The sequence below is a fragment of the Bombilactobacillus sp. ESL1202 genome (assembly GCF_058107125.1).
The window spans coordinates 482,480-503,298 of the sequence record NZ_CM176590.1 but is presented as its reverse complement, the minus strand read 5'-3'; the positions used below and the strand labels follow the sequence as shown (position 1 = coordinate 503,298).

The 20,819-nt window shown below is 35.7% G+C and carries 19 protein-coding genes, 1 tRNA gene, 1 CRISPR repeat array and 1 riboswitch; of the genes, 16 read left to right on the top strand and 4 right to left on the bottom strand.

Annotation, left to right across the window (positions count from 1 at the left end; translation table 11 throughout):
* Positions 1-7: 7 nt before the first annotated feature.
* Positions 8-595 carry an ATP-dependent Clp endopeptidase proteolytic subunit ClpP gene (gene clpP / locus AC3B7A_RS02420; protein ID WP_489756148.1) on the bottom strand — a complete coding sequence of 196 codons (588 nt, stop codon included), beginning with the start codon at positions 593-595 and terminating at the stop codon, positions 8-10.
* A gap of 180 nt (positions 596-775) precedes the next feature.
* Entirely contained in the window at positions 776-1,330 is a 555-nt protein-coding gene (locus tag AC3B7A_RS02415; protein WP_489756147.1) for an NADPH-dependent FMN reductase, read from the bottom strand.
* A 407-nt stretch (positions 1,331-1,737) separates the two neighbouring features.
* Between AC3B7A_RS02415 and AC3B7A_RS02410 the strand changes: the two genes are divergently transcribed.
* From AC3B7A_RS02410 to pepT, 16 genes are all read left to right on the top strand, one after another.
* A tRNA-Arg gene (locus AC3B7A_RS02410) sits at positions 1,738-1,809 on the top strand.
* Positions 1,810-2,057: 248 nt separating this feature from the next.
* Positions 2,058-3,095, top strand: coding sequence for a sugar-binding transcriptional regulator (locus AC3B7A_RS02405; protein WP_489756526.1), 1,038 nt, complete (start codon positions 2,058-2,060; stop codon positions 3,093-3,095).
* Between the two features lie 41 nt (positions 3,096-3,136).
* On the top strand, positions 3,137-4,156 hold the full coding sequence (gene gap, locus AC3B7A_RS02400; RefSeq protein WP_489756146.1) for a type I glyceraldehyde-3-phosphate dehydrogenase: 1,020 nt from the start codon (positions 3,137-3,139) through the stop codon (positions 4,154-4,156).
* A 143-nt stretch (positions 4,157-4,299) separates the two neighbouring features.
* Positions 4,300-5,514: a phosphoglycerate kinase gene (locus AC3B7A_RS02395; protein ID WP_489756145.1), complete on the top strand. Its 1,215-nt coding sequence runs from the start codon at positions 4,300-4,302 to the stop codon at positions 5,512-5,514.
* A gap of 24 nt (positions 5,515-5,538) precedes the next feature.
* Positions 5,539-6,294, top strand: a complete 756-nt coding sequence (tpiA, locus tag AC3B7A_RS02390) for a triose-phosphate isomerase (RefSeq protein ID WP_489756144.1) — start codon at positions 5,539-5,541, stop codon at positions 6,292-6,294.
* 70 nt (positions 6,295-6,364) lie between these two features.
* Entirely contained in the window at positions 6,365-7,660 is a 1,296-nt protein-coding gene (eno, locus tag AC3B7A_RS02385; protein WP_489756143.1) for a phosphopyruvate hydratase, read from the top strand.
* A gap of 118 nt (positions 7,661-7,778) precedes the next feature.
* Positions 7,779-8,541: a CRISPR direct-repeat array (repeat unit 36 nt; unit sequence GTTTTTCTATTGCTAAATCTTTAAGGGTACAAAAAC).
* A 135-nt stretch (positions 8,542-8,676) separates the two neighbouring features.
* A riboswitch (TPP riboswitch) is annotated at positions 8,677-8,775 on the top strand.
* Positions 8,776-8,873: 98 nt separating this feature from the next.
* Positions 8,874-9,668: a hydroxyethylthiazole kinase gene (gene thiM / locus AC3B7A_RS02380; RefSeq protein WP_489756142.1), complete on the top strand. Its 795-nt coding sequence runs from the start codon at positions 8,874-8,876 to the stop codon at positions 9,666-9,668.
* 1 nt (position 9,669) lies between these two features.
* On the top strand, positions 9,670-10,494 hold the full coding sequence (thiD, locus tag AC3B7A_RS02375) for a bifunctional hydroxymethylpyrimidine kinase/phosphomethylpyrimidine kinase (RefSeq protein WP_489756141.1): 825 nt from the start codon (positions 9,670-9,672) through the stop codon (positions 10,492-10,494).
* Positions 10,487-11,131 (top strand): thiamine phosphate synthase, encoded by a 645-nt coding sequence (gene thiE / locus AC3B7A_RS02370; RefSeq protein WP_489756140.1) that lies wholly within the window; start codon positions 10,487-10,489, stop codon positions 11,129-11,131. Before thiD ends, thiE begins: the two co-directional genes overlap by 8 nt.
* Before the next feature lie 353 nt (positions 11,132-11,484).
* Positions 11,485-11,721, top strand: a complete 237-nt coding sequence (gene secG / locus AC3B7A_RS02365; protein ID WP_489756139.1) for a preprotein translocase subunit SecG — start codon at positions 11,485-11,487, stop codon at positions 11,719-11,721.
* A gap of 61 nt (positions 11,722-11,782) precedes the next feature.
* Entirely contained in the window at positions 11,783-12,526 is a 744-nt protein-coding gene (locus AC3B7A_RS02360; RefSeq protein ID WP_489756138.1) for an alpha/beta hydrolase, read from the top strand.
* A gap of 13 nt (positions 12,527-12,539) precedes the next feature.
* Positions 12,540-14,864 (top strand): ribonuclease R, encoded by a 2,325-nt coding sequence (rnr, locus tag AC3B7A_RS02355; RefSeq protein WP_489756137.1) that lies wholly within the window; start codon positions 12,540-12,542, stop codon positions 14,862-14,864.
* A 17-nt stretch (positions 14,865-14,881) separates the two neighbouring features.
* Positions 14,882-15,355, top strand: a complete 474-nt coding sequence (smpB, locus tag AC3B7A_RS02350; protein ID WP_489756136.1) for an SsrA-binding protein SmpB — start codon at positions 14,882-14,884, stop codon at positions 15,353-15,355.
* A 20-nt stretch (positions 15,356-15,375) separates the two neighbouring features.
* Positions 15,376-15,924, top strand: a complete 549-nt coding sequence (locus tag AC3B7A_RS02345) for a hypothetical protein (protein ID WP_489756135.1) — start codon at positions 15,376-15,378, stop codon at positions 15,922-15,924.
* A gap of 568 nt (positions 15,925-16,492) precedes the next feature.
* Positions 16,493-18,124: a peptide ABC transporter substrate-binding protein gene (locus AC3B7A_RS02340; protein ID WP_489756134.1), complete on the top strand. Its 1,632-nt coding sequence runs from the start codon at positions 16,493-16,495 to the stop codon at positions 18,122-18,124.
* Between the two features lie 3 nt (positions 18,125-18,127).
* Positions 18,128-19,393: a peptidase T gene (pepT, locus tag AC3B7A_RS02335; RefSeq protein WP_489756133.1), complete on the top strand. Its 1,266-nt coding sequence runs from the start codon at positions 18,128-18,130 to the stop codon at positions 19,391-19,393.
* On the opposite strand, the gene AC3B7A_RS02330 is transcribed toward pepT, so the two are convergent.
* Together AC3B7A_RS02330 and AC3B7A_RS02325 are read right to left on the bottom strand one after the other, a co-directional pair.
* The gene (locus tag AC3B7A_RS02330) at positions 19,353-19,910 is read right to left on the bottom strand and encodes an LURP-one-related/scramblase family protein (RefSeq protein ID WP_489756132.1); all 558 of its coding nucleotides are present in this window, start codon (positions 19,908-19,910) and stop codon (positions 19,353-19,355) included. The two genes, pepT and AC3B7A_RS02330, sit on opposite strands and share 41 nt — an antisense overlap.
* A complete protein-coding gene (locus AC3B7A_RS02325; RefSeq protein ID WP_489756131.1) occupies positions 19,907-20,800 on the bottom strand; it encodes a Cof-type HAD-IIB family hydrolase in 894 nt (297 codons plus the stop codon). The genes AC3B7A_RS02330 and AC3B7A_RS02325 overlap by 4 nt, the downstream gene beginning before the upstream one ends.
* Between the last annotated feature and the right edge of the window lie 19 nt (positions 20,801-20,819).

Below are 20,819 nucleotides of genomic sequence, written 5' to 3'. Positions count from 1 at the left end.
TCAGTTATTATTTTTGAGAACTGTTAGTCATAATATCATCAATTAGGCCATATTCTTTGGCTTCTTGAGCTGTCAAGTAGTTATCACGTTCAGTATCACGTTTGATAGTATCCATGTCTTGACCAGAATTATCGGCTAAAATTTTATTTAACCGTTCTCGAGTTTTTAAAATTTCTTCGGCCACAATTTCAATTTCAGTTTGTTGACCTTGGGCACCACCAGAAGGTTGGTGAATTAAAACTGTTGAGTTAGGCAAAGCAAATCTTTTACCCTTAGCACCAGATGACAATAAAACACTAGCCATTGAAGCAGCCATACCCATGGCAATTGTCTGCACGTCAGCCTTCACAAAGTTCATGGTATCCATAATTGCTAAGCCAGCAGTGACAGAGCCGCCAGGGGAGTTAATGTACATGTAAATATCTTTTTCAGAATCTTGAGCATCTAAGAATAATAATTGGGCGATAACAGTATTAGCTAAATCGTCAGTAACTTCACCAGATAACATAATAATACGATCTTTTAATAAACGAGAATAAATATCATAAGCACGTTCGCCACGTGAATTTTGTTCAATAACTGTAGGAACTAACATAAAAACAGCCTCCTATTTTGTTTTTAGCACTCTGTATACTACTCTGCTAATTTATCATATATTTGAGAATTGTCAACTCTAGCGCCCCAAATTTCCACATTAACTACAAAAAACTGGGATAATTGTTAATCCCAGTTTTTTATTTTTTAATTAATTCTTAAAATTAAGAAATTAGATGAATTAATAACGATTGATTAGTGTGACAAAAGCATCAACAATTGATTGTAAAAATTGCTTAGTATTGTCATTAGTGATTTGACCATTATCATCAATATAGTTAACCACACCGCCTAAGTAAGCTTCTGGTTGTTGCAAAGTTGGCATATTTAAGAAAACTAATGATTGGCGTAAATGATGGTTGGCGCCGAAAGCACCGGGAGCACCAGGTGAAACACTAACAACTGCAGCAGGCTTATTATCCCAAACACTTTGACCGTAAGGACGAGAACCAACGTCTAACGCATTTTTTAAGACTGCTGGCGTACTACGATTGTATTCAGGTGTAATAAATAAGATCGCATCCATTTCTTTAACTTCATGACGGAAGCGACTGTAACTGGCAGGTTCTTGTAAATCGCCATCCTCAAAGTCTTGGTTAAAAATTGGTAAATCACTGATATCAATAAACTTAGCTTCAAATCCTTCGGGAAACATTTGAGCCATTTGCCGGCCAATTGCCTTAGAGAAAGATTTTTTACGTAAACTACCAACGATAATTCCAATTTGTTTTGTCATAATTATGTTCCTCCTTATGTGGATTACAAAACCATAGTATACACATATTTAACAATAAAAAAAGTTTTTTGACTCGAAAAATATGCCGGCTGAAGACTGGTAATAAGCCAAAGCACTTGATGTTAGTTGATTTGTCCATTAATTTTTAACGATTAAATTATTTTTTTCACTATCTTAAAAATAAGATTGAATTTATATCGGTGAGCATGTGGTGAAAAGTTAATTAAGGTGTTAACGAAAAAGAATAAATGCATAAATTTTCATGACAAATGAACCTTAAAATGCAGTTAATACTAGTTTTAATTAGAATATAGATATGATTAATGCAAGCTATTCATTTTTTATGTTAAAAAATAAAAATTGGTATTGCCAAATTCTTGATTAACATGTATTATATTAAACGTACTGCGCCGCTAGTGTAATGGATAGCACACAAGATTCCGGTTCTTGGGATCTGGGTTCGACTCCCAGGTGGCGCATGATAGGGACTTTGTCAGTAATGGCAGGGTCTTTTTTTTCTATGCGTAATAATTTGGAAGAAGATTGTTAACTTGCGAAATTTAAGTTAGAAAGTTAACAATTAATTAATCTTGTTTATTGCAAATTGAATTTTGAATTGTTATAATCTGTTTGTGGGTTAGATAAGGGCTCACATATATTTTTGGAATGGATGGGTCTTAATATGCCACACAGGGACGAAAATAGTCCCACAGCCGACTTTTCACAGATTAATAACGAACTCAGCTGGATTGAGGCTATTGCACCAGATTTTTTAAAAACTTTGCGCCAACGTTATCGCATTTTACAAAGTATTCGTTGGATGCAACCAATTGGTCGTCGCATTTTAGCGGGGGAGTTAAAGCTATCTGAACGAGTTTTACGGCGAGAAACAGATTTATTTAAGACTAGTGGTTTAATTAGTTCTTCGAAATCGGGAATGATGTTGACTGCTAAGGGTGAAGAGATTGTTGCACATTTGGATATTGTTGTTGGTAAGTTAAATGATAATTCCATTTTGGCAGCGCGTTTAGCTTCATTTTTGGGAATTAAGCAGGTTATAATAATTCCAGGCGATAGTGAACATCATAATCGAATTTTAGAATTGATGGGTCAAGAGTTGAATCAAATGATGAATCGCTTTTTACCTGCTGGACGTTCAACAATTGCTGTGATGGGTGGAACAACAATGGCTGCTGTAGCTAGAGCCTTGACACCAGATTTGTCACAGAAACGTAATTTGTTATTTGTTCCAGCACGTGGCGGTTTGGGTGAGAGTGTTTCGATTCAAGCAAATACGGTTTGTGCCGAAATGGCTCACCATTCCCACGGTCATTACCGCGCTTTGTATGTTCCAGAAGATATTAGTGCTAAGAGCGTCGCTCCTTTGCTTGAGGAACCAGTAGTTAAATCGGTGTTGGATTTAATTAATCATAGTGACGTTGTGATTCACAGTATCGGTCGTGCTAAAACAATGGCAAATCGGCGTGATATGTCGTCGACGGAAATTCAACTACTTGAAGACAAACAAGCAGTTTCAGAAGCATTTGGTGTTTTCTTGGATGCAAAGGGCGAGATTGTTTATAAGATACCGAAAATCGGTTTACAGGTTTCGGATCTAACTAATATTTCACATGTGCTAGCAGTCGCTGGCGGTGCTAGTAAAGCTGCCGCAATTTGCTCATATATGAAAATTGCTCCTCATCAAACGGTTTTAATTACTGATGAGGCAGCCTCAGAAACGATTTTAAGGGATAATAACCTTTAAAATAAAAAATATTTTATTTTTCCTGAAGGAGGAAATCTTACATGGCTACAAAAGTAGGTATTAATGGTTTCGGACGCATTGGACGTTTAGCTTTACGTCGTATTTATGAAGTTGCAAATGATGACTTGGAAGTTGTTGCAATTAACGACTTGACATCACCAGATATGTTGGCACATTTATTAAAATATGATACAGCTCATGGTAACTTTAAACATGAAGTTTCCGCTACTGAAGATGCAATCGTAATCGACGGTAAGAAGATTCCTGTTTACGCAGAATCAGATGCCCGTAATATTCCTTGGGTTAAGAATGACGGTGTTGAATTAGTACTTGAAAGTACTGGCTTCTACACATCTAAAGAAAAATCTCAAGCTCATATTGACGCTGGCGCAAAGAAAGTTTTGATTTCTGCTCCTGCTGGTGATTTGAAGACAGTTGTTTATGGTGTAAACGACGACACAATTACTAAAGATGATCAAATTATTTCTGCTGCTTCATGTACCACAAACTGCTTGGCACCACTTGCTAAAGCAATGAATGATGCTTTTGGTATCAAGACAGGTACAATGACAACAATTCATGCTTATACAGCTACTCAAAAATTACAAGATGGTCCTGATCGTGGTGGTAACAAGCGTAATGCCCGTGCTGCTGCTCAAAACATCATTACTCACTCAACAGGTGCTGCTAAAGCTATTGGTTTAGTAATTCCTGAATTGAAGGGTAAACTTGATGGTCATGCACAACGTGTACCAGTTATTACCGGTTCATTAACAGAATTAGTTGCTATCTTGGATAAGAAAGTTACAGCTGATGAAATTAATGCTGCTGTTAAGAAAGTTACTGATGGTAATCAATCATTTGGTTACAATGGTGATGAAATTGTATCATCTGATATCATCGGTACAGAATTTGGTTCAGTCTTTGACCCAACTCAAACACAAGTTGTTGAAGGTTCCAATGGCGACCAAATCGTCAAAACTGTTGCTTGGTACGACAATGAATCAGGCTTTACAGCTCAAATGATCCGTACTTTGCAAAAATTTGCAAGTATGTTGTAATACCTTAGTTCATAGTAGATGAATTACTTGAAGAAGGCGGAGGGAGGATTTCTCCTTCTGCCTTTTTTCTTTGAAACTAAGGCATCAAGGCTTTGAAATATTGTGAAGTATTCCAAGTAAAAAAATTAATTAGGAGGCCAATCATGGCAAAATTAATTGTTTCTGATGTTGATGTCAAAGACAAAAAAGTTTTAATGCGGGCGGATTTTAATGTGCCGTTAAAAGACGGTAAAATTTCTAACGATAACCGGATTGTTGCTGCTTTGCCAACAATTAAGTATATTTTGGAAAATGGTGGTAAATTAATTTTACTATCTCATTTAGGCCGCATTAAAAGTGATGCTGATAAAAAAGAATTAAGTTTACGTCCAGTTGCTGAACGTTTAAGCGAACTTTTGGGTCAAGATGTGAAGTTTGTATCGGCAAATGAAGGCTCCCAAGTGGAAGATGCTATTGCGCAAATGCAAGATGGCGATGTGATTTTACTAGAAAATACCCGTTTTCAAGATATTGACAACGATTTTGGTAAGCGCGAAAGCAAAAATGATCCTAAGTTAGGTGCATACTGGGCTTCTTTAGGTGATGTTTTTGTCAATGATGCTTTTGGTACAGCTCATCGTGCCCATGCTTCCAATGTAGGGATTGCTAACGCCATGAAAGCTGCGGATAAACCAGTTGCTGCCGGTTTCTTAATGGAAAAAGAAATTAAATTCTTGGGCAATGCAGTAGAAAATCCAGTGCATCCTTTTGTAACAATTTTGGGTGGCGCTAAAGTTTCTGATAAAATTGCCGTAATTGAAAACTTAATTCCCAAATCTGATCATATCATCATCGGTGGTGGTATGGCTTATACTTTCTTAGCTGCTCAAGGTCATAAGATTGGTAAGTCTTTGTTTGAAGAAGATCGTGTACCGATGGCTAAAGAATTATTAGCTAAAGCCGGTGACAAAATTGTTTTGCCAGTTGATCATGTTGTTGCAACAGAATTTTCTAATGATGCTCCTCATGAAGTAACCGATGGTGTCGATATTCCTGATAATATGATGGCCTTGGATATTGGTCCAAAGACAATTAAATTATTTGAAGATACTTTAAAGGGTGCCAAAACTGTTGTTTGGAACGGGCCAATGGGTGCTTTTGAAATGAGCAACTTTGCTAACGGTACTTTACAAATTGGTCGAGCATTAGGTGACTTGCAAGATGCTACGACAATCGTTGGTGGTGGCGATTCAACTGCTGCGGCACAACAATTGGGAATTGCTGATAAGTTAAGCCATATTTCAACTGGTGGCGGTGCTTCTTTGGAATACTTGGAAGGTAAAGAATTGCCAGGTATTGCAGCTATTTCTGATAAATAATTTATATAAAGGAGAACCATGTTTATGCGGACACCAATTATTGCTGGTAACTGGAAGATGAATAATAATCCAGAAGATACCACCAAATTTGTTAATGCAGTTAAGGATCAATTACCTGCTTCTAGTAAGGTAGAATCAGTAATTGCAGCACCAGCTGTTGATTTACCTGCTTTATTAGCTGCAGCTAAGGGCAGTAATTTAAAAACTGCAGCTGAAAACTGCTATTTTGAAAATTCTGGTGCTTTTACTGGTGAAACTAGTCCTGAAGTTTTAGCAAGTATGGGCATCGATTATGTCATCATTGGACATTCTGAACGGCGGGATTATTTCCACGAAACAGACGAAGAAATTAATAAAAAGGCTCACGCAATCTTTGCTAACAAAATGTTACCAATTATTTGTTGTGGCGAAACATTAGAGACCAGAGAAGCTGGCAAAGCTGAAGAATGGGTTAAAAATCAAGTTACAGCTGCATTGAAAAATCTATCAGCTCAACAAGTATCCCAATTAGTTATTGCTTATGAACCAATTTGGGCGATTGGTACTGGTAAGACTGCTACTTCTGATCAAGCTCAAGAAATTTGTCATGTCATTCGTCAAACTGTTGCTGATTTATACGATGAAACAACATCTGAAAACGTTCGGATTCAATATGGTGGTTCCGTTAAACCAGCTAATGTCAAGGAATTAATGGCTAAACCGGATATTGATGGTGGTTTAGTTGGTGGTGCCAGCTTAGATCCAGAATCTTATCTACAATTAGTTAATTATCAAGATTAAGCAGTTTGCTTACTGAATTTTAAATGGTAAAATTAATTGTGTTGATCATTTAACAAAAGGAGAATATTTAATGTCTGTTATTACTGATATTTTAGCTCGTGAAATTTTAGATTCACGTGGCAACCCAACTGTTGAAGTTGAAATGTATACTGAATTAGGTGGCTTTGGTCGTGCTAGTGTTCCTTCTGGGGCTTCTACTGGTGAACATGAAGCTGTTGAATTACGTGATGGCGATAAATCTCGTTTCATGGGTAAAGGTGTTTTAAAAGCTGTCAAGAACGTTAATGACATCATTGCTAAAGAAATTATTGGTATGGATGTTACTGATCAACGGGCTATTGATCAAAAAATGATCGAATTAGATGGTACTCCTAATAAAGGTAAATTAGGTGCTAATGCCATTTTAGGTGTTTCTCTAGCTGCTGCTCATGCCGCTGCTGACGAATTGGGTCTACCGTTGTATGAATATTTAGGTGGCCCAAATAGTCATGTTTTACCAACACCAATGATGAATGTTATTAATGGTGGTAAGCATGCTAATAACAATGTTGATTTCCAAGAATTCATGATTATGCCTGTTGGTGCTAAGAGCATCCATGATGCTATTCGGATGGGTTCTGAAACCTTCCATAATTTAGCTGCGATCTTAAAAGAACGTGGTGATTCTACTGCTGTTGGTGACGAAGGTGGTTTTGCACCAAATAACATGAAGAATAACGAAGAACCTTTCCAAGTTTTAGTTGAAGCAATTGAACGTGCTGGTTACAAACCAGGTAAAGATATTGCGATTGCCTTTGACTGTGCTTCATCTGAATATTACAATACTGAAACCGGTAAGTATGATATGAAAGGTGATGGCAAGTCTTATACAGCTGAAGAAATTGCTGACTTGTTATCTGACTTAGTTGACAAATACCCAATCGTTTCCATCGAAGATCCTTTGGATGAAAATAACTGGGAAGATTGGCAAATGTTAACCAAGAAATTGGGTGACAAAGTCCAAATTGTTGGTGATGACTTGTTTGTAACCAATACCGACTACTTGAAGAAGGGTATCGATATGGGCGTTGCTAACTCAATCTTAATCAAGGTTAACCAAATTGGTACTTTGACAGAAACTTTTGAAGCTATTGAAATGGCTAAAGAAGCTGGTTACACAGCAATCGTTTCTCACCGTTCTGGTGAAACGGAAGACACAACAATTGCCGATTTAGTTGTTGCTACAAATGCTGGTCAAATTAAGACTGGTTCTATGAGTCGGACAGATCGGATTGCCAAATATAATCAATTAATGCGGATTGAAGAACAATTAGGTTCTGCTGCTGAATATAAAGGCGAAAAGAGTTTTTATAGCATTAATAAATAATCAAATTTAATTTTAGGAAAACAGTGTTGGTAATTTACTGACACTGTTTTTTTGTACAATGAATTGGTTTGTCAAAAACAAAAAAGACCCTGATTTTTATACAGAGTCATTTTTTGAGCATCTCTTATTGCTAAATCTTTAAGGGTACAAAAACTCTTGCTGAGAAGCCGCATCTAAAATACCAGTTTTTCTATTGCTAAATCTTTAAGGGTACAAAAACTAGCAAAAGAATACTGGCTAAACTGGAACTGTTTTTCTATTGCTAAATCTTTAAGGGTACAAAAACCTATTACCATGGGTCAAAATTTAATTCCAGGTTTTTCTATTGCTAAATCTTTAAGGGTACAAAAACCTATTACCATGGGTCAAAATTTAATTCCAGGTTTTTCTATTGCTAAATCTTTAAGGGTACAAAAACTGTTCCTCATTAAGTTTTTCGATTGTTTCAGTTTTTCTATTGCTAAATCTTTAAGGGTACAAAAACAATTACTCAACTAGAAATCAATTGCTAATTGTTTTTCTATTGCTAAATCTTTAAGGGTACAAAAACTAAGCGAGACCATTTGAATTAAAAACTAGTGTTTTTCTATTGCTAAATCTTTAAGGGTACAAAAACGTACGATTAGTGGAATTAACCTTTTTCTGAGTTTTTCTATTGCTAAATCTTTAAGGGTACAAAAACCATCATGGGCGATATGCAAGTTGCATACAAGGTTTTTCTATTGCTAAATCTTTAAGGGTACAAAAACCTGGTTTCATTGAGCTTTTAGTTCGTTTTAGTTTTTCTATTGCTAAATCTTTAAGGGTACAAAAACAAGTGGCCAAAGGTTTGTTGGGATACTTTAGTTTTTCTATTGCTAAATCTTTAAGGGTACAAAAACCTCAAAATTAATTTTGACCATCTACAAACTAATTTCAGTATAGCATAATTTATTCTGATAATTTTTTTAATCATTTTTATAATTGGTATCTTGCTTTACTGAATTTTTTTGATTATAATGAAAGCGTTAAAATATAATAAAAGCAAGGGGTGCCATTGGCTGAGATAGATACAATCTAAACCCTTTGAACCTGTAAGTTAGAACTTGCGTAGGGATGTGCTATTAAGAATAAGACTATTGATTAATAGACGTCTCGGTTGAGACGTCTTTTTAATATCATTTTTACGAAAGTAATCAATTTAGAAGTTCTGTGCTCGTAGGAGGAATTTTTAATGAAATTATCGTTGCTAGATGAGTTACGCCGACAAAATCCTGTGGTTTTGAATATTTCAAATTTTGTGACAGTTCAAGATGTTGCTAATGGCTTGAATGCCTTAGGCGCATCACCAATTATGTCAGAAGAAATTGCTGAAACTAAAGCGATGGTCAACATTAGTAATGCTGTTTCTTTAAATTTAGGAGCTTTTACGCAAGAACAAATTAAACATTTGCAAAAAATGGGACAGGAAGCTAATGCCGCTAAGAAACCAGTGGTGTTAGATCCTGTCGCTGTGGGAGCAATTGATTACCGCAAGCAAGTGGCTTTACAATTGCTTAAGGATTTTCAAGTTGCTGTCATCCGCGGAAATGCTGGCGAAATCGCTGCGTTAGCTGACTATGCTTGGCAAGCAAAGGGCATTGATGCTGGTGCTGGTAACGGTGACGTTGTTGAAATTGCCAAAGCAGCAGCTAACAAGTTTAATTGCGTGGTTTTATTGAGTGGTGCTACAGATTATATTACTGATGGTCAGCGGGTGGTGGCTGTTCATAATGGAACACCATTATTTGCTGCTCATGTAGGATCTGGTGATATGTTAACTAGTATTGTTGGTGCTTTTTGTGCGGTTAGTTCTGGTGATTATTTTGAAGCTGCACAAACTGCGGCTGTAATTTTTGCGACAATTGGTGAACTGGCTGTTGGTGATCAAAAGGTTGGCCCAGGTAGTTTTACGGTTAATTTGTTAGATCAATTATCATTTGCAACACTTGAGCAAGTAAAATCATTGGCAAATTATGAGGAATTATAAAATGACTGAAAAAATTAATGCTTTTCCTCAGGTTTTAACAATTGCAGGAACTGATTCTGGTGGCGGAGCAGGAATGATGGCTGATTTAAAAACGATGCAAGCCTGTCATGTTTTCGGTACAGGAGTTGTGGTTGCTGTCACAGCTCAAAACACTTTAGGTGTGCAGCAATCTTTTATGTTGCCTGAAGAAATGATCAATGAACAATTTGCTTCTATTGCGACTGATTTTCAAATTCGTGCTTGCAAAACGGGAATGTTAGGTGACGCTCAACACGTTAGTTATGTTGTTAATAATTTAAAAAAATATGATTTGGGACCATTAATTGTTGATCCTGTAATGATTGCTAAGGGTGGCGCGGTCTTATTGACCGATGATGCTATTTTGACAGTTAAAGAAGAACTGTTGCCTTTGGCGACTGTTGTTACCCCCAATTTGTTAGAAGCTCAACGTTTAGTTGGATATGATATTAATGAATCTACCGATTTTAAAAAAGCTGCTCAAGATTTGCAAGCTTTGGGATGCCAAAATGTTATCATCAAAGGTGGTCACGTTAAGGGCTCTGCGGTCAGTGATTATTGTTTATTTGCAGATCAGACTGACTTATGGTTGAGTGCTCCACGAATTGATACGATTCGTACTCATGGAACAGGTGATACTTTATCTTCATGTTTGTGCGCAGAATTGGCCAAGGGTGAATCTTTAAAGCAGGCTATCAAAATAGCAAAAAACTTTGTCCAAGCAGCCATCAAACATACGATTCAAGTTGGTCATGGTCATGGACCATTAAATCATTGGGCCTATGGAGAGGAGCAAAAAAATGATTAAATTTGATCCTAAAATTTTACAAGCTTATTTTGTTTGTGGTACCCAAGATCTTCCCGCTCAAAAAACGTTGCCTGAAATTGTGGAACAAGCTTTGCAAGCTGGAATTACAGCTTATCAATTCCGTGACAAAGGACCACGGGCGATTGTTGATCCTAAACAGCGTTTATCAATGGCACAAGAATTACAACAACTTTGCGCTCAATATCAAGTCCCTTTCATTGTGGATGATGATTTACCTTTAGCTAAAAGAATTGTTGCGGATGGAATTCATGTTGGTCAGTCAGACGAAAAAATTCAACAGGTCGTTAAAGAAGTAGGTCAAAAAATGATGATTGGTTTGTCCTGTTCTAATCAAGCTGAAGTTTTGGCTGCAAACCAAATTTCGGGAATTGATTACTACGGCTGTGGTCCGGTGTTTGTGACTAACTCTAAAGATGATGCTTCACCGGTAATTGGTCCTGATGGTTTGCAATATCTTAATCAAATTGCTAAACGTCCCATTGTCGCTATTGGCGGAATTACAGCTGATAATGTGGGAAAAGTTTTGGCAACCTCGGTCGCTGGCAGTGCAGTGATATCAATGGTGGCACAAAGTTCTGATATTTTAACTAGTGTACAAAAGTTAAAGGGCAAATAATTGATATATTAGCTAGTTCCTTGTTATGACAACCAAACAATTATTGTAAGGGATAAAAGTAAGGTTTAGTCAAAACAATAAATTTTAAATAGAGGTTGGAACAATAAAAATAATGCTTACCTTATTGATAATATTAAGTGAATTTTGAATTCAATTGCGGTCTTGCTTATAATTTTTGTCCCAGCCTTTTTCGTTGATTCTTAAAGATGTAACTCGGATAACAATGTATGATTATTGGTAATTGTCTAATTTTAATTGTGTAGCTTGCCGTTTTTAACAGATGATTTTTTCAACTAGTAAATGATAAATCTTTATGTTATGCTATCAGTAGTGCCATAACGGAGGTTATAAACGTGTACAGTTTACTAACAAATATTTTAGTTATTGATTCTATTTTGATTGTTATTGCCGTTATGATGCAACCACAAAAACAACAAGATGCATTGAATGCCTTATCTGGTGGATCAGGTGATTTATTCAATACGCAAAAGAAACGTGGCTTTGAAGCCTTTATGGAAAAGGTTACGGCAATCTTGGCAATTATTTTCTTTGTTTGTGCGCTTGCATTGGCTTTTATGTCATCAAAATAAATTTTCTAAATCCTCTGTTTTGACAGTAGGATTTTTTTATTTGTGTGTTGTGAGGTGCAAAATGAAGAGAGTTCCTCCTAAAACTTTATTTATAGATAAAGGTGAACAAACAGTTATTTTTTTACATTCGTATACTGGCAGTCCACATGATTTTTTGGCATTGAGTCGGGCTTTGGCTAAAAAAAATATTAGTTCATACCTTCCGTTATTCACTGGACATGGGACTTTAAATGCTGTTGATATTTTAACAAAGGGGACTCCTCGTGCTTGGTGGGAAGATACAAAAGCGGCCATTAATTTTGTGCGACAAAATAAATCTGGTCCAATTAGTGTTGTTGGTTTGTCTTTAGGCAGTTTGTTTGCATTGAAAGCTTTAGCAACGTTTTCAGAAATTCACAGTGGGGCAGTTTTAGGGTGCCCAGCTTTTAATAATGATTTAACCAATGTTTCAGCGGGTTTTTATCAATATGAAACTTATCTAGAGCAGCAACAGCAATTAACAATAGCGCAAAAAGCTGAGCGTCAACGCCAAATTGCTAAGTTATTGCCGCTAGCTTTAACAGCTATTAAACAAACTGCTGTAGCAGTTCGGCAACAACTGTCACAAATTAATCAACCATTATTTATTGGTCATGGTCAAGCCGACCAAATGGTGAATGTTAATTCTGCTCAACAATTAAGAGATGTTTTTCCATCCCAACAAGTTGTTACTAATTTTTATCCTGGAGCTGGGCATGTGATTACTGTTAATCAAGCAAGACCTCAATTAGAACAAGATATAGAACAATTTTTATCGTTAAATTAGGAGTAAATAATTAATGGCTTTAGAAAAAAACAAGTTAATTTCGGATGTTTTGGAAGTTTTTCGTAACTATCCTGAAAGAAAATATAGCGCTCAGGATGTGGTCGATTTACTACATTTGAAAGATGCGAATGCGTACAATAATGTCTTAAAAGCCTTAGCTGTATTAGAAGGCGAAGATAAAATTACAGCTCATAATCATAATCAATTTAAAATGACACCTATTGATCAAAAAGTAACGGGAACTTTTCGGGCAAATGATCGGGGCTTTGGTTTTGTGCGTTATGACGATGAGGAGCCGGATATTTTTATTGCGCGAACAAATACTTTACATGCAATCAATAACGACGAAGTGGAAGTACAAATTATTAAACCAGCCAATCCGTGGGGAGATAATGGTGCTGAAGGAAAAATCACTCAGATTTTAGATCATGGACTGAAGCAACTTGTCGGTGAGTTTATGCCTTACAGTGATGTTCAAGCAAAGAAAACTGGTCTTTTAGGTTATGTTAAAAGTCATGATAAAAAAATTGCTAATAATCCAGTTTTTATTAAACCGACCGGTATTACTCCACAAATGGGTGATATGGTTCAAGTTGAAATTGTTGCATATCCTAGTGATGAATTCCCTAGAAGTATGGTTGGCATTGCCTTAAAGACCTTGGGTAATAAAAATGATCCTGGTGTTGATGAGTTGTCAATAGTTTATCAAAATGATGTTAAGGATGAATTTCCTCAAGACGTTTTGCAAGCAGCACAAGAGATTCCAGATCATTTAACACAGGCTGACTGGCAGGGACGACGTGACAACCGTGATCAAGTGACGGTTACAATTGATGGTGACGACTCGAAAGATTTTGATGATGCAGTGACTTTATGGCAATTAGAAAACGGCAATTTTCATTTGGGAGTGCACATTGCTGACGTTACTCATTACGTCAAACCTGGTAGTCCACTAGATCAAGAGGCTTATGAACGAGGGACTAGTACGTATTTGGTGGATCGAGTAATTCCTATGTTGCCATTTCGTCTATCTAATGGAATTTGTTCGCTTAATCCTGATGAAGATCGCTGCGTTTTGAGTTGTGATATGGAAATTAACCCACAGGGAAAAATTATTAAGCATGAAATTTATCCTAGTGTAATTCGGTCACACGCCCGTTTAACTTATAATAATGTTAATAAAATTTTGGACAACGATTCTGAGGTTCAAGAACAATATTCTGATTTAGTACCAATGCTAAAACAAATGGCGCAATTACATGAAATTTTGTTTGCAATGCGGCATCAGCGTGGTGCCATTGATTTTGAAGAAACAGAAGCTAAAATTATTGTTGATGAAAAAGGGCACCCGATTGACATTCAATTACGGGAACGTGGCACAGCAGAAAAAATGATTGAATCCTTTATGCTGGCCGCTAATGAAACAGTTGCCGAACATTTTAATCAACTACACGTGCCATTCTTGTATCGGGTTCATGAACAACCAGATCCAGAAAAAGTCCAAAATTTCTTTGAACTGGCTAGTTCTTTTGGACTATCAGTTCCAGGCGATGCCAAGCATGTAACTCCGAAAATGTTTCAAGCTGTTCTGGAAAAAGTAGCTGGTAAACCGCAAGAAGCTGTTATTACAACAATGCTGTTGCGGAGTCTACAACAAGCTAAGTATTCTCCAGATCCATTAGGTCACTTTGGCTTAGCGGCAACTTATTATACGCACTTTACGTCACCGATTCGGCGTTATCCTGATTTGATGGTACACCGGATGATCCATAGTTATGCTGATCAAGGCTTGGGCGAAGATGTTCAAAATCAGTGGTCTGAACAATTACCGGAAGTAGCGGTTCATACTTCTGCTTGTGAAAGAAAGTCAATTGATGTTGAACGTGCTGTTGATGATTTGAAAAAAGCTGAATTTATGACTGACAAAGTTGGAGAAGTGTTTGATGGTGTTATTAATGGTGTGACTAGTTTTGGCATGTTTGTTAGTTTGGAAAATACAGTTGAAGGTTTGATTCATATTTCTAATATGTTAGACGATTATTATGAATATAATGAAAAATCTTTATCAATGATCGGTAAAAGAACTCATAAAGTTTATACAATGGGTGAAAGTATTCAAGTTAAATTGATTCGGGCTGATGCTCAACAACGACAAGTCGATTTTGAGCCCATTTTGAGTCCTGAGGAACAGGAACGTGCTGATGCAGAAAAACAACGACGTGAACAAGAACATCAACGTTTTTTGAATCGTCGGAAAAATTCTCGAAAAAATTCTCATAACAATGTAGTACGCCGTTCTGGAAAATATGAACGGCGCGATCAAAAATCCCATCATTAAGGGGGAACTTTTAGTTTATGAAAAAGCACCATCAAAAGGCAGCTAATGAGGTAGCTAATAATCGTAAAGCACGTCATGACTATAATATTTTAGCCACATATGAGGCGGGATTAGCCTTAACAGGAACTGAAATAAAGTCAGTAAGAGCACGAAAAGTTAATTTACGTGATGGCTTTGTTCAATTTCGGCGTGGTGAATTATGGTTGGCTAACGTTCATGTCAGCACTTACGATCAAGGCAATCAATTTAATCATGATCCTTTACGTGACCGTAAGTTACTTTTGCATAAAAAAGAAATCAAAAAAATTAGTGGTGAGTTGTCTAAAAAGGGGATTACTGTAATTCCTTTAAAGATGTATTTGAAACATGGATTTGCTAAAGTTTTGATCGGAGTTGCTGAGGGTAAAAAACAATATGACAAGCGTGAAACGATTAAGCGGCGCGATCAAGATCGTGAAATGCGGCGAAATCTAAAAAATGTTTTGCGCTAGTATGAAGTCAGGAGCTGCTTATGAAGCGTTCAATAACTATCGAATACCTTATTCAACGGTTAGAAAAATTATTAGAACTTAAAGAAACTCATATTTTAACTGTGAGTGATTTAATAACTAATTTAGCTATTAGTCGTAGTACTTTTTATCGTTACTTTCCCAGCGGTGTAAGCTCGATTTATCAATCGTTAATTCAAAGCCATTTCCAACATCTTGGTCAATTAGTTTTTAATGATTGGCATGACTTAAATAATTATTGCATTTTTTATTTGGATCGGCATCAGTTTGGTTGTCGTTTAATTTATAAAGTTTTACAACAGCAAAATTTATTGAATTGGTTATATCAGGAAATGATGAATTTTTTGAATAATTATTCAGCCAAGAACTTATCAGTTTTGAGTAATTTACAAAATGATCACCTTGAATTAGAATTAGTAACGAGCGCTATTTTTGACCAACTACGAAAATGGTTGGATAGTGATTTTAAGTTAGATACGCAAATTATTATAAATAGATTAGATATTATTGGCTATTTGTTAACGTGCCAAACAACTATTGAAACAATGTGACACAAACGTCTCAAAATGAGATGCTTTTGAAAAATTGTTTCTTTTTTTAATTCTTTTTTGATTGTATATTATATTTATATCATGATATTAATAAAAAATTAGGAGGAAAGGACTTTTAAAGAATCTAATATAAAATAATCAGTACAAGCTGCAGTTGTGCTGATTATTTTTTTATTATTTGCTTTACAACTTGACATTTAAAAATAAGGTTTTATAATTTCATTGTATGTTAATATTTTTTAATCTTGAAGATGAGTAAACGAGATAATTTTTTTAGAGAGACATTGGTTGGTGTAAAATGTTAAAAAATCTGGTTGAAGATGGTCTTGGAGTTGAATTTTTGAAAAATAATTTGTATTTATTTGCTACTAAAAATTCGAAACTTTATCAGTTGGATTTAATTACTGAGTTCTTTGAATAAAGTAATTATGGTGATGACCATTAAAGCATAATGAGTTAACGTACTCATAAGCGATTTTATTAAAATCGAAAACCAGGTGGTACCACGTCTTTGTCGTCCTGCAAGTCAATAATTGACTTGCAGTTTTTTTGTTTGGAGGAGAATTTTATGAAAGCACATTGGAAGGGATTTATCGGTATTAGTGTCGCTATATTAGCTTTAGGAACACAAATTAGTTCACAATCAGTACAGGCTAAAACTAAGAAAACTTTAAATTGGACTGAAAGTTCAGAACTAGCAACTGCGGATATTTCGCAAGCTTCTGATACATTAAGTTTTGATGTTTTGCTAAATACACAAGAGGGACTTTATCGTCTTGATGCCAAAGGAAAACCACAGCCTGCTTTGGCTACACAGACTAAAATTTCTGCTGATGGTTTAACTTATACTTTTAAATTACGTCCTAATGTTAAATGGTCGGATAATACACCAGTAACAGCTCAAGATTTTGTTGCTTCTTGGCGCCGAACAGTTGATCCTAAAACTGGCTCTAGTGATGCTTTTTATTTTAATCAAGTACAAAATGCCCAGCAAATTAATCAAAATAAATTACCTGTTGATAAATTAGGTGTTCAAGCTTTAAGTAAGGATAAGTTACAAGTTAAATTAACTCAGCCAGTGCCATATTTTAAAAAGCTATTAGCTTGGCCATTATTCTTTCCACAAAATCAAGCTGCCATTAATCGTTGGGGGAAAAATTACGGAACGACTGCAGCTAAAACAGTTGCTAATGGTCCCTATATTTTAAAGGATTGGAACGGAAGTAGTGATAATTGGCGGTTAGTCAAAAATCCCCATTATTGGGATAAAAAGAATGTTAAGTTACAACAAATTAAGGAAAATGTGGTCAAGGATCCGCAAACTGGCTTGAATTTATATCAAGCTAACAAAGTTGACGAAACAATCCTTTCAGGAACTCAAGTCCCTAATTTAAAAGGACAAAAAGATTTTTTGACGCGTAAGTCTTCTAATATGACTGATTTGAATTTAAATCAAAAACAAGTTGCTGCCTTTAAGAACCAGAAAGTTCGTCGAGCTTTTTCATTAGCAATTAATCGTCGCCAATTGGTAAAAGGGGTTTTAGAGGATGGTTCACTAGCGCCGAAAGGTTTTGTACCAGAAGGACTTGGTACTTATAAAAAGCAAGATTTTGCTCAAGTTAGTCAAGTTAAAAATTCGACTACTCATAATTTAAAGCAAGCCAAAAGCTTATTAAAGCAAGGTTTAAAAGCTACTAAGACTAAACAATTAAATTTAAGTTTATTGATTGATGATACAACTACATCTAAACAAACTGGGGAATTTATTCAGGGATCATTAAACAAGTTGCCACATGTGAAAGTTACTTTAAAAACTTTACCAAAAGTTCAGCGCTTAGCTCGTGAACGTCAAGGCGATTATGATATGGTCATTACCAGCTGGCAGTCAGTTTTTGCGGATCCAATTAATTTTTTGGATATTTGGGAAACCGGATCTTCATATAATACTTCTAAATTTCATGATGCTAAATTCGATCATTATTTGGATTTATCAGAAAATAAATATTCTCAAAATAAAGCTCAACGTTGGAATTATCAAGTTAAAGCTGAAAAACGTTTAATGCAATTACAAGGTACCATTCCTTTGTATCAAGCTGTTAAGGCACAATTGTTGAATCCGCAAGTTCATGGCTTAAACTATAACGGTTCTGGCGTTCCTTATGATTTTAAAACCACTTATTTTTCTACAAAGAAGGATTAATGAATGAAGTATAAAATTGATCAAAACCAATTATTAACTGATTTTTTAACTTATGTAAAAATTAATACCCAATCGGATGAACAAGCACCAATGGATCAAGTTCCCACAACAGTTGGTCAAACTGAGTTAGCCCACAATTTGCAACAACAATTGCTTGATTTAGGGTTAAGTGAAGTTAAATTAAATTCAGCCAATAGTTTCTTAACAGCTTTGCTGCCTGGAAATACTTCTGAAGATTTACCAACTATTGGTTTTATTGCACATTTAGATACAGCTACTGATTATCCGGGCGCTAATGTTCAGCCACAAGTTCATTCAAATTATCAAGGACAGGTAATCAAATGGAAGAATGGTTTGAAACTAGATCCGCAACAATTTCCTAATTTAAAAAATTATCTGGGACAAACATTAATTACTGCTGATGGAACGACTTTATTGGGAGTTGATGATAAGGGCGGAATAGCTGGCTTAATGGCAGCATTACGTTATTTAATTAATCATCCGCAAGTTAGTCACGGTCCGATTAAAGTAGCTTTTGGGCCAGATGAAGAAATTGGTCGTGGTGCTGATCGCTTTGATGTGCCAGATTTTGCAGCTGAATTTGCTTATACGTTAGATAATGGTTTGGTAGGGGATATTGAATATGAAACTTTTAATGCAGCTCAGGCTGTCATTGATATTGATGGTGTTAGTGTTCATCCCGGTCAAGCATATGGGCAAATGATTAATGCGATTAGTTTGGCCGAACAAATTGATCACAAAATTCCAGCTCAACAACGGCCAGAATTTGTGAAAGATTATGAAGGTTTTTATTTACTGAATCAATTTCAGGGGGATGTTGCTAAAGCGCACTTGGTTTATATTATTCGTGATTTTGACCGTAATGCTTTTAACAAACGTAAGCAATTTTTACAAGCAATTATTGCGCAATTAAATTCTCAATTTGCTCAACCACGGATTAAATTAACTTTGACAGATCAGTATTACAATATGGCAGATATTATTAATCAAGACCGTTATCCGATTACTTTGGCTCAAAAAGCATTGGCTAATTTACAGATTAAATCACGAGTTAATCCATTTCGTGGGGGAACTGATGGTTCCAAGATTACCTATCTTGGCTTGCCAACACCCAATTTATTTAATGGTGGCGAGAATTTTCATGGACCATTTGAATTTGTAACTGTGGAAGCCATGGCTCAATTAGCTCAAACGATTGTTGAGATTGCTAATCTTTACGCTCAAGATCATAATTGTGTGAAAGTTTAACGCGTAAATTATGCAACTTCCAATTTTTAATTGAATGTTGGTTTTTAGAGAGACGACTAGTTTGGTTTAAAACTGCCGCAAGTAATAGACCAACTCTGGCGTCTGCCTGGTTGATAATTTGCAATAAATAACCTTCGTGACCGTTTTTTAAATAAATATTGTCAATTGACATGATTAAATGGTGATGCAGATCATGAACTAAATAGTTATTTTGGAAAAGATTTCCTGAAATAATCCAATGAAATTTGGTAGCAATCATTAATTGGTGCCGTGTATTATTTAAATGAACTAGTTTGGTAACTTTCTTTTGATTTAAACTAATTTGATAATTAGCCCATGGTCGCGTTGAAGTTTGTCGAATATTGCCAACCACATTTTGTTGGACATTTAAAAGTTCATAATTTATTTTCCAGCGCGGGGCAGTACGGATTAAATAATAATGAGTGACTTGTTGTTGATCATTAACTTGGATGACACCAGGAAGATTAGCAGCGTTAAATTGTAAATAATAAATCATCGTGAACTTTCCATTGTTTTCTGATTTAATTTGATGGCGTAGTAGATTGCTTGTGCTACGCCATTTTCGTTATTACTACTAGTTTGATATTGTGCCAATTCCTTAATTTTGGGTAAAGCATTAGCCATTGCCACACCAATTCCAGCAGCTTTAATCATTGATTCATCGTTAAGATTATCACCGATCGCCATTACTTGATCAGCGGTCAAACCTAATTTTTGAGCAAAAGTAATTAATGCGGTCCCTTTCTGCGCATTAATATCATTAATTTCAATGTTATTTGGCGAAGATGATGTAACGATAATTTGTTTGTTTAACATTAGTTGTTTTTTTAAACAGTTTAATTTATCAGGATGACGATCACTAAAAACTAAAACTTTCATGACTTTAATTTGAGGATCATTTAAAATTTTGTCAAAGTTTTTGACGTAATTAATATTCATCAGTTCGGCGCGGGAACTTGCTCTAGCGACGGCCATTTTATACAATAAAGTGGGATTTAATTTAACTAGCAAATTAGCGGTATGTTGAATTCTTTGAATACGACTATTGGAATAAATTCCTTGATCAGTGATGATTTCAAAATAAAGGTTAGTGGATTTTATTTCTTGCAAACATTGTTGCAGTGCATTGGAGGTCAGCGGAATTTTAACGACAGGTTTTAGAGCTTGATCGTAGACTAGTGCCCCATTAAGAGTTATAAAATCAGGTTGCACAGTTAAGTTTTTAACTAAAGGTTCAGCTTCACTTAGGCCGCGCCCAGTAGCTACGACAAATTGAATTCCCGCTTGATTAGCTGCTTGAATAGCAGCAATGTTTTCTTGGGCAACAATTGATTCACTGTTTAATAAGGTTCCATCCATGTCGGAAGCAATTAATTTGATAGTCATAAGAATCCTCCTAAATTTA

Excerpts from the sequence above, each read along its gene's own strand:
- clpP (WP_489756148.1), bottom strand. The coding sequence starts at position 595 with ATGTTAGTTCCTACAGTTATTGAACAAAATTCACGTGGCGAACGTGCT.
- AC3B7A_RS02415 (WP_489756147.1), bottom strand. The coding sequence starts at position 1,330 with ATGACAAAACAAATTGGAATTATCGTTGGTAGTTTACGTAAAAAATCT.
- gap (WP_489756146.1), top strand. The coding sequence starts at position 3,137 with ATGGCTACAAAAGTAGGTATTAATGGTTTCGGACGCATTGGACGTTTA.
- AC3B7A_RS02395 (WP_489756145.1), top strand. The coding sequence starts at position 4,300 with ATGGCAAAATTAATTGTTTCTGATGTTGATGTCAAAGACAAAAAAGTT.
- tpiA (WP_489756144.1), top strand. The coding sequence starts at position 5,539 with ATGCGGACACCAATTATTGCTGGTAACTGGAAGATGAATAATAATCCA.
- eno (WP_489756143.1), top strand. The coding sequence starts at position 6,365 with ATGTCTGTTATTACTGATATTTTAGCTCGTGAAATTTTAGATTCACGT.
- thiM (WP_489756142.1), top strand. The coding sequence starts at position 8,874 with ATGAAATTATCGTTGCTAGATGAGTTACGCCGACAAAATCCTGTGGTT.
- thiD (WP_489756141.1), top strand. The coding sequence starts at position 9,670 with ATGACTGAAAAAATTAATGCTTTTCCTCAGGTTTTAACAATTGCAGGA.
- thiE (WP_489756140.1), top strand. The coding sequence starts at position 10,487 with ATGATTAAATTTGATCCTAAAATTTTACAAGCTTATTTTGTTTGTGGT.
- AC3B7A_RS02360 (WP_489756138.1), top strand. The coding sequence starts at position 11,783 with ATGAAGAGAGTTCCTCCTAAAACTTTATTTATAGATAAAGGTGAACAA.
- rnr (WP_489756137.1), top strand. The coding sequence starts at position 12,540 with ATGGCTTTAGAAAAAAACAAGTTAATTTCGGATGTTTTGGAAGTTTTT.
- smpB (WP_489756136.1), top strand. The coding sequence starts at position 14,882 with ATGAAAAAGCACCATCAAAAGGCAGCTAATGAGGTAGCTAATAATCGT.
- AC3B7A_RS02345 (WP_489756135.1), top strand. The coding sequence starts at position 15,376 with ATGAAGCGTTCAATAACTATCGAATACCTTATTCAACGGTTAGAAAAA.
- AC3B7A_RS02340 (WP_489756134.1), top strand. The coding sequence starts at position 16,493 with ATGAAAGCACATTGGAAGGGATTTATCGGTATTAGTGTCGCTATATTA.
- pepT (WP_489756133.1), top strand. The coding sequence starts at position 18,128 with ATGAAGTATAAAATTGATCAAAACCAATTATTAACTGATTTTTTAACT.
- AC3B7A_RS02330 (WP_489756132.1), bottom strand. The coding sequence starts at position 19,910 with ATGATTTATTATTTACAATTTAACGCTGCTAATCTTCCTGGTGTCATC.
- AC3B7A_RS02325 (WP_489756131.1), bottom strand. The coding sequence starts at position 20,800 with ATGACTATCAAATTAATTGCTTCCGACATGGATGGAACCTTATTAAAC.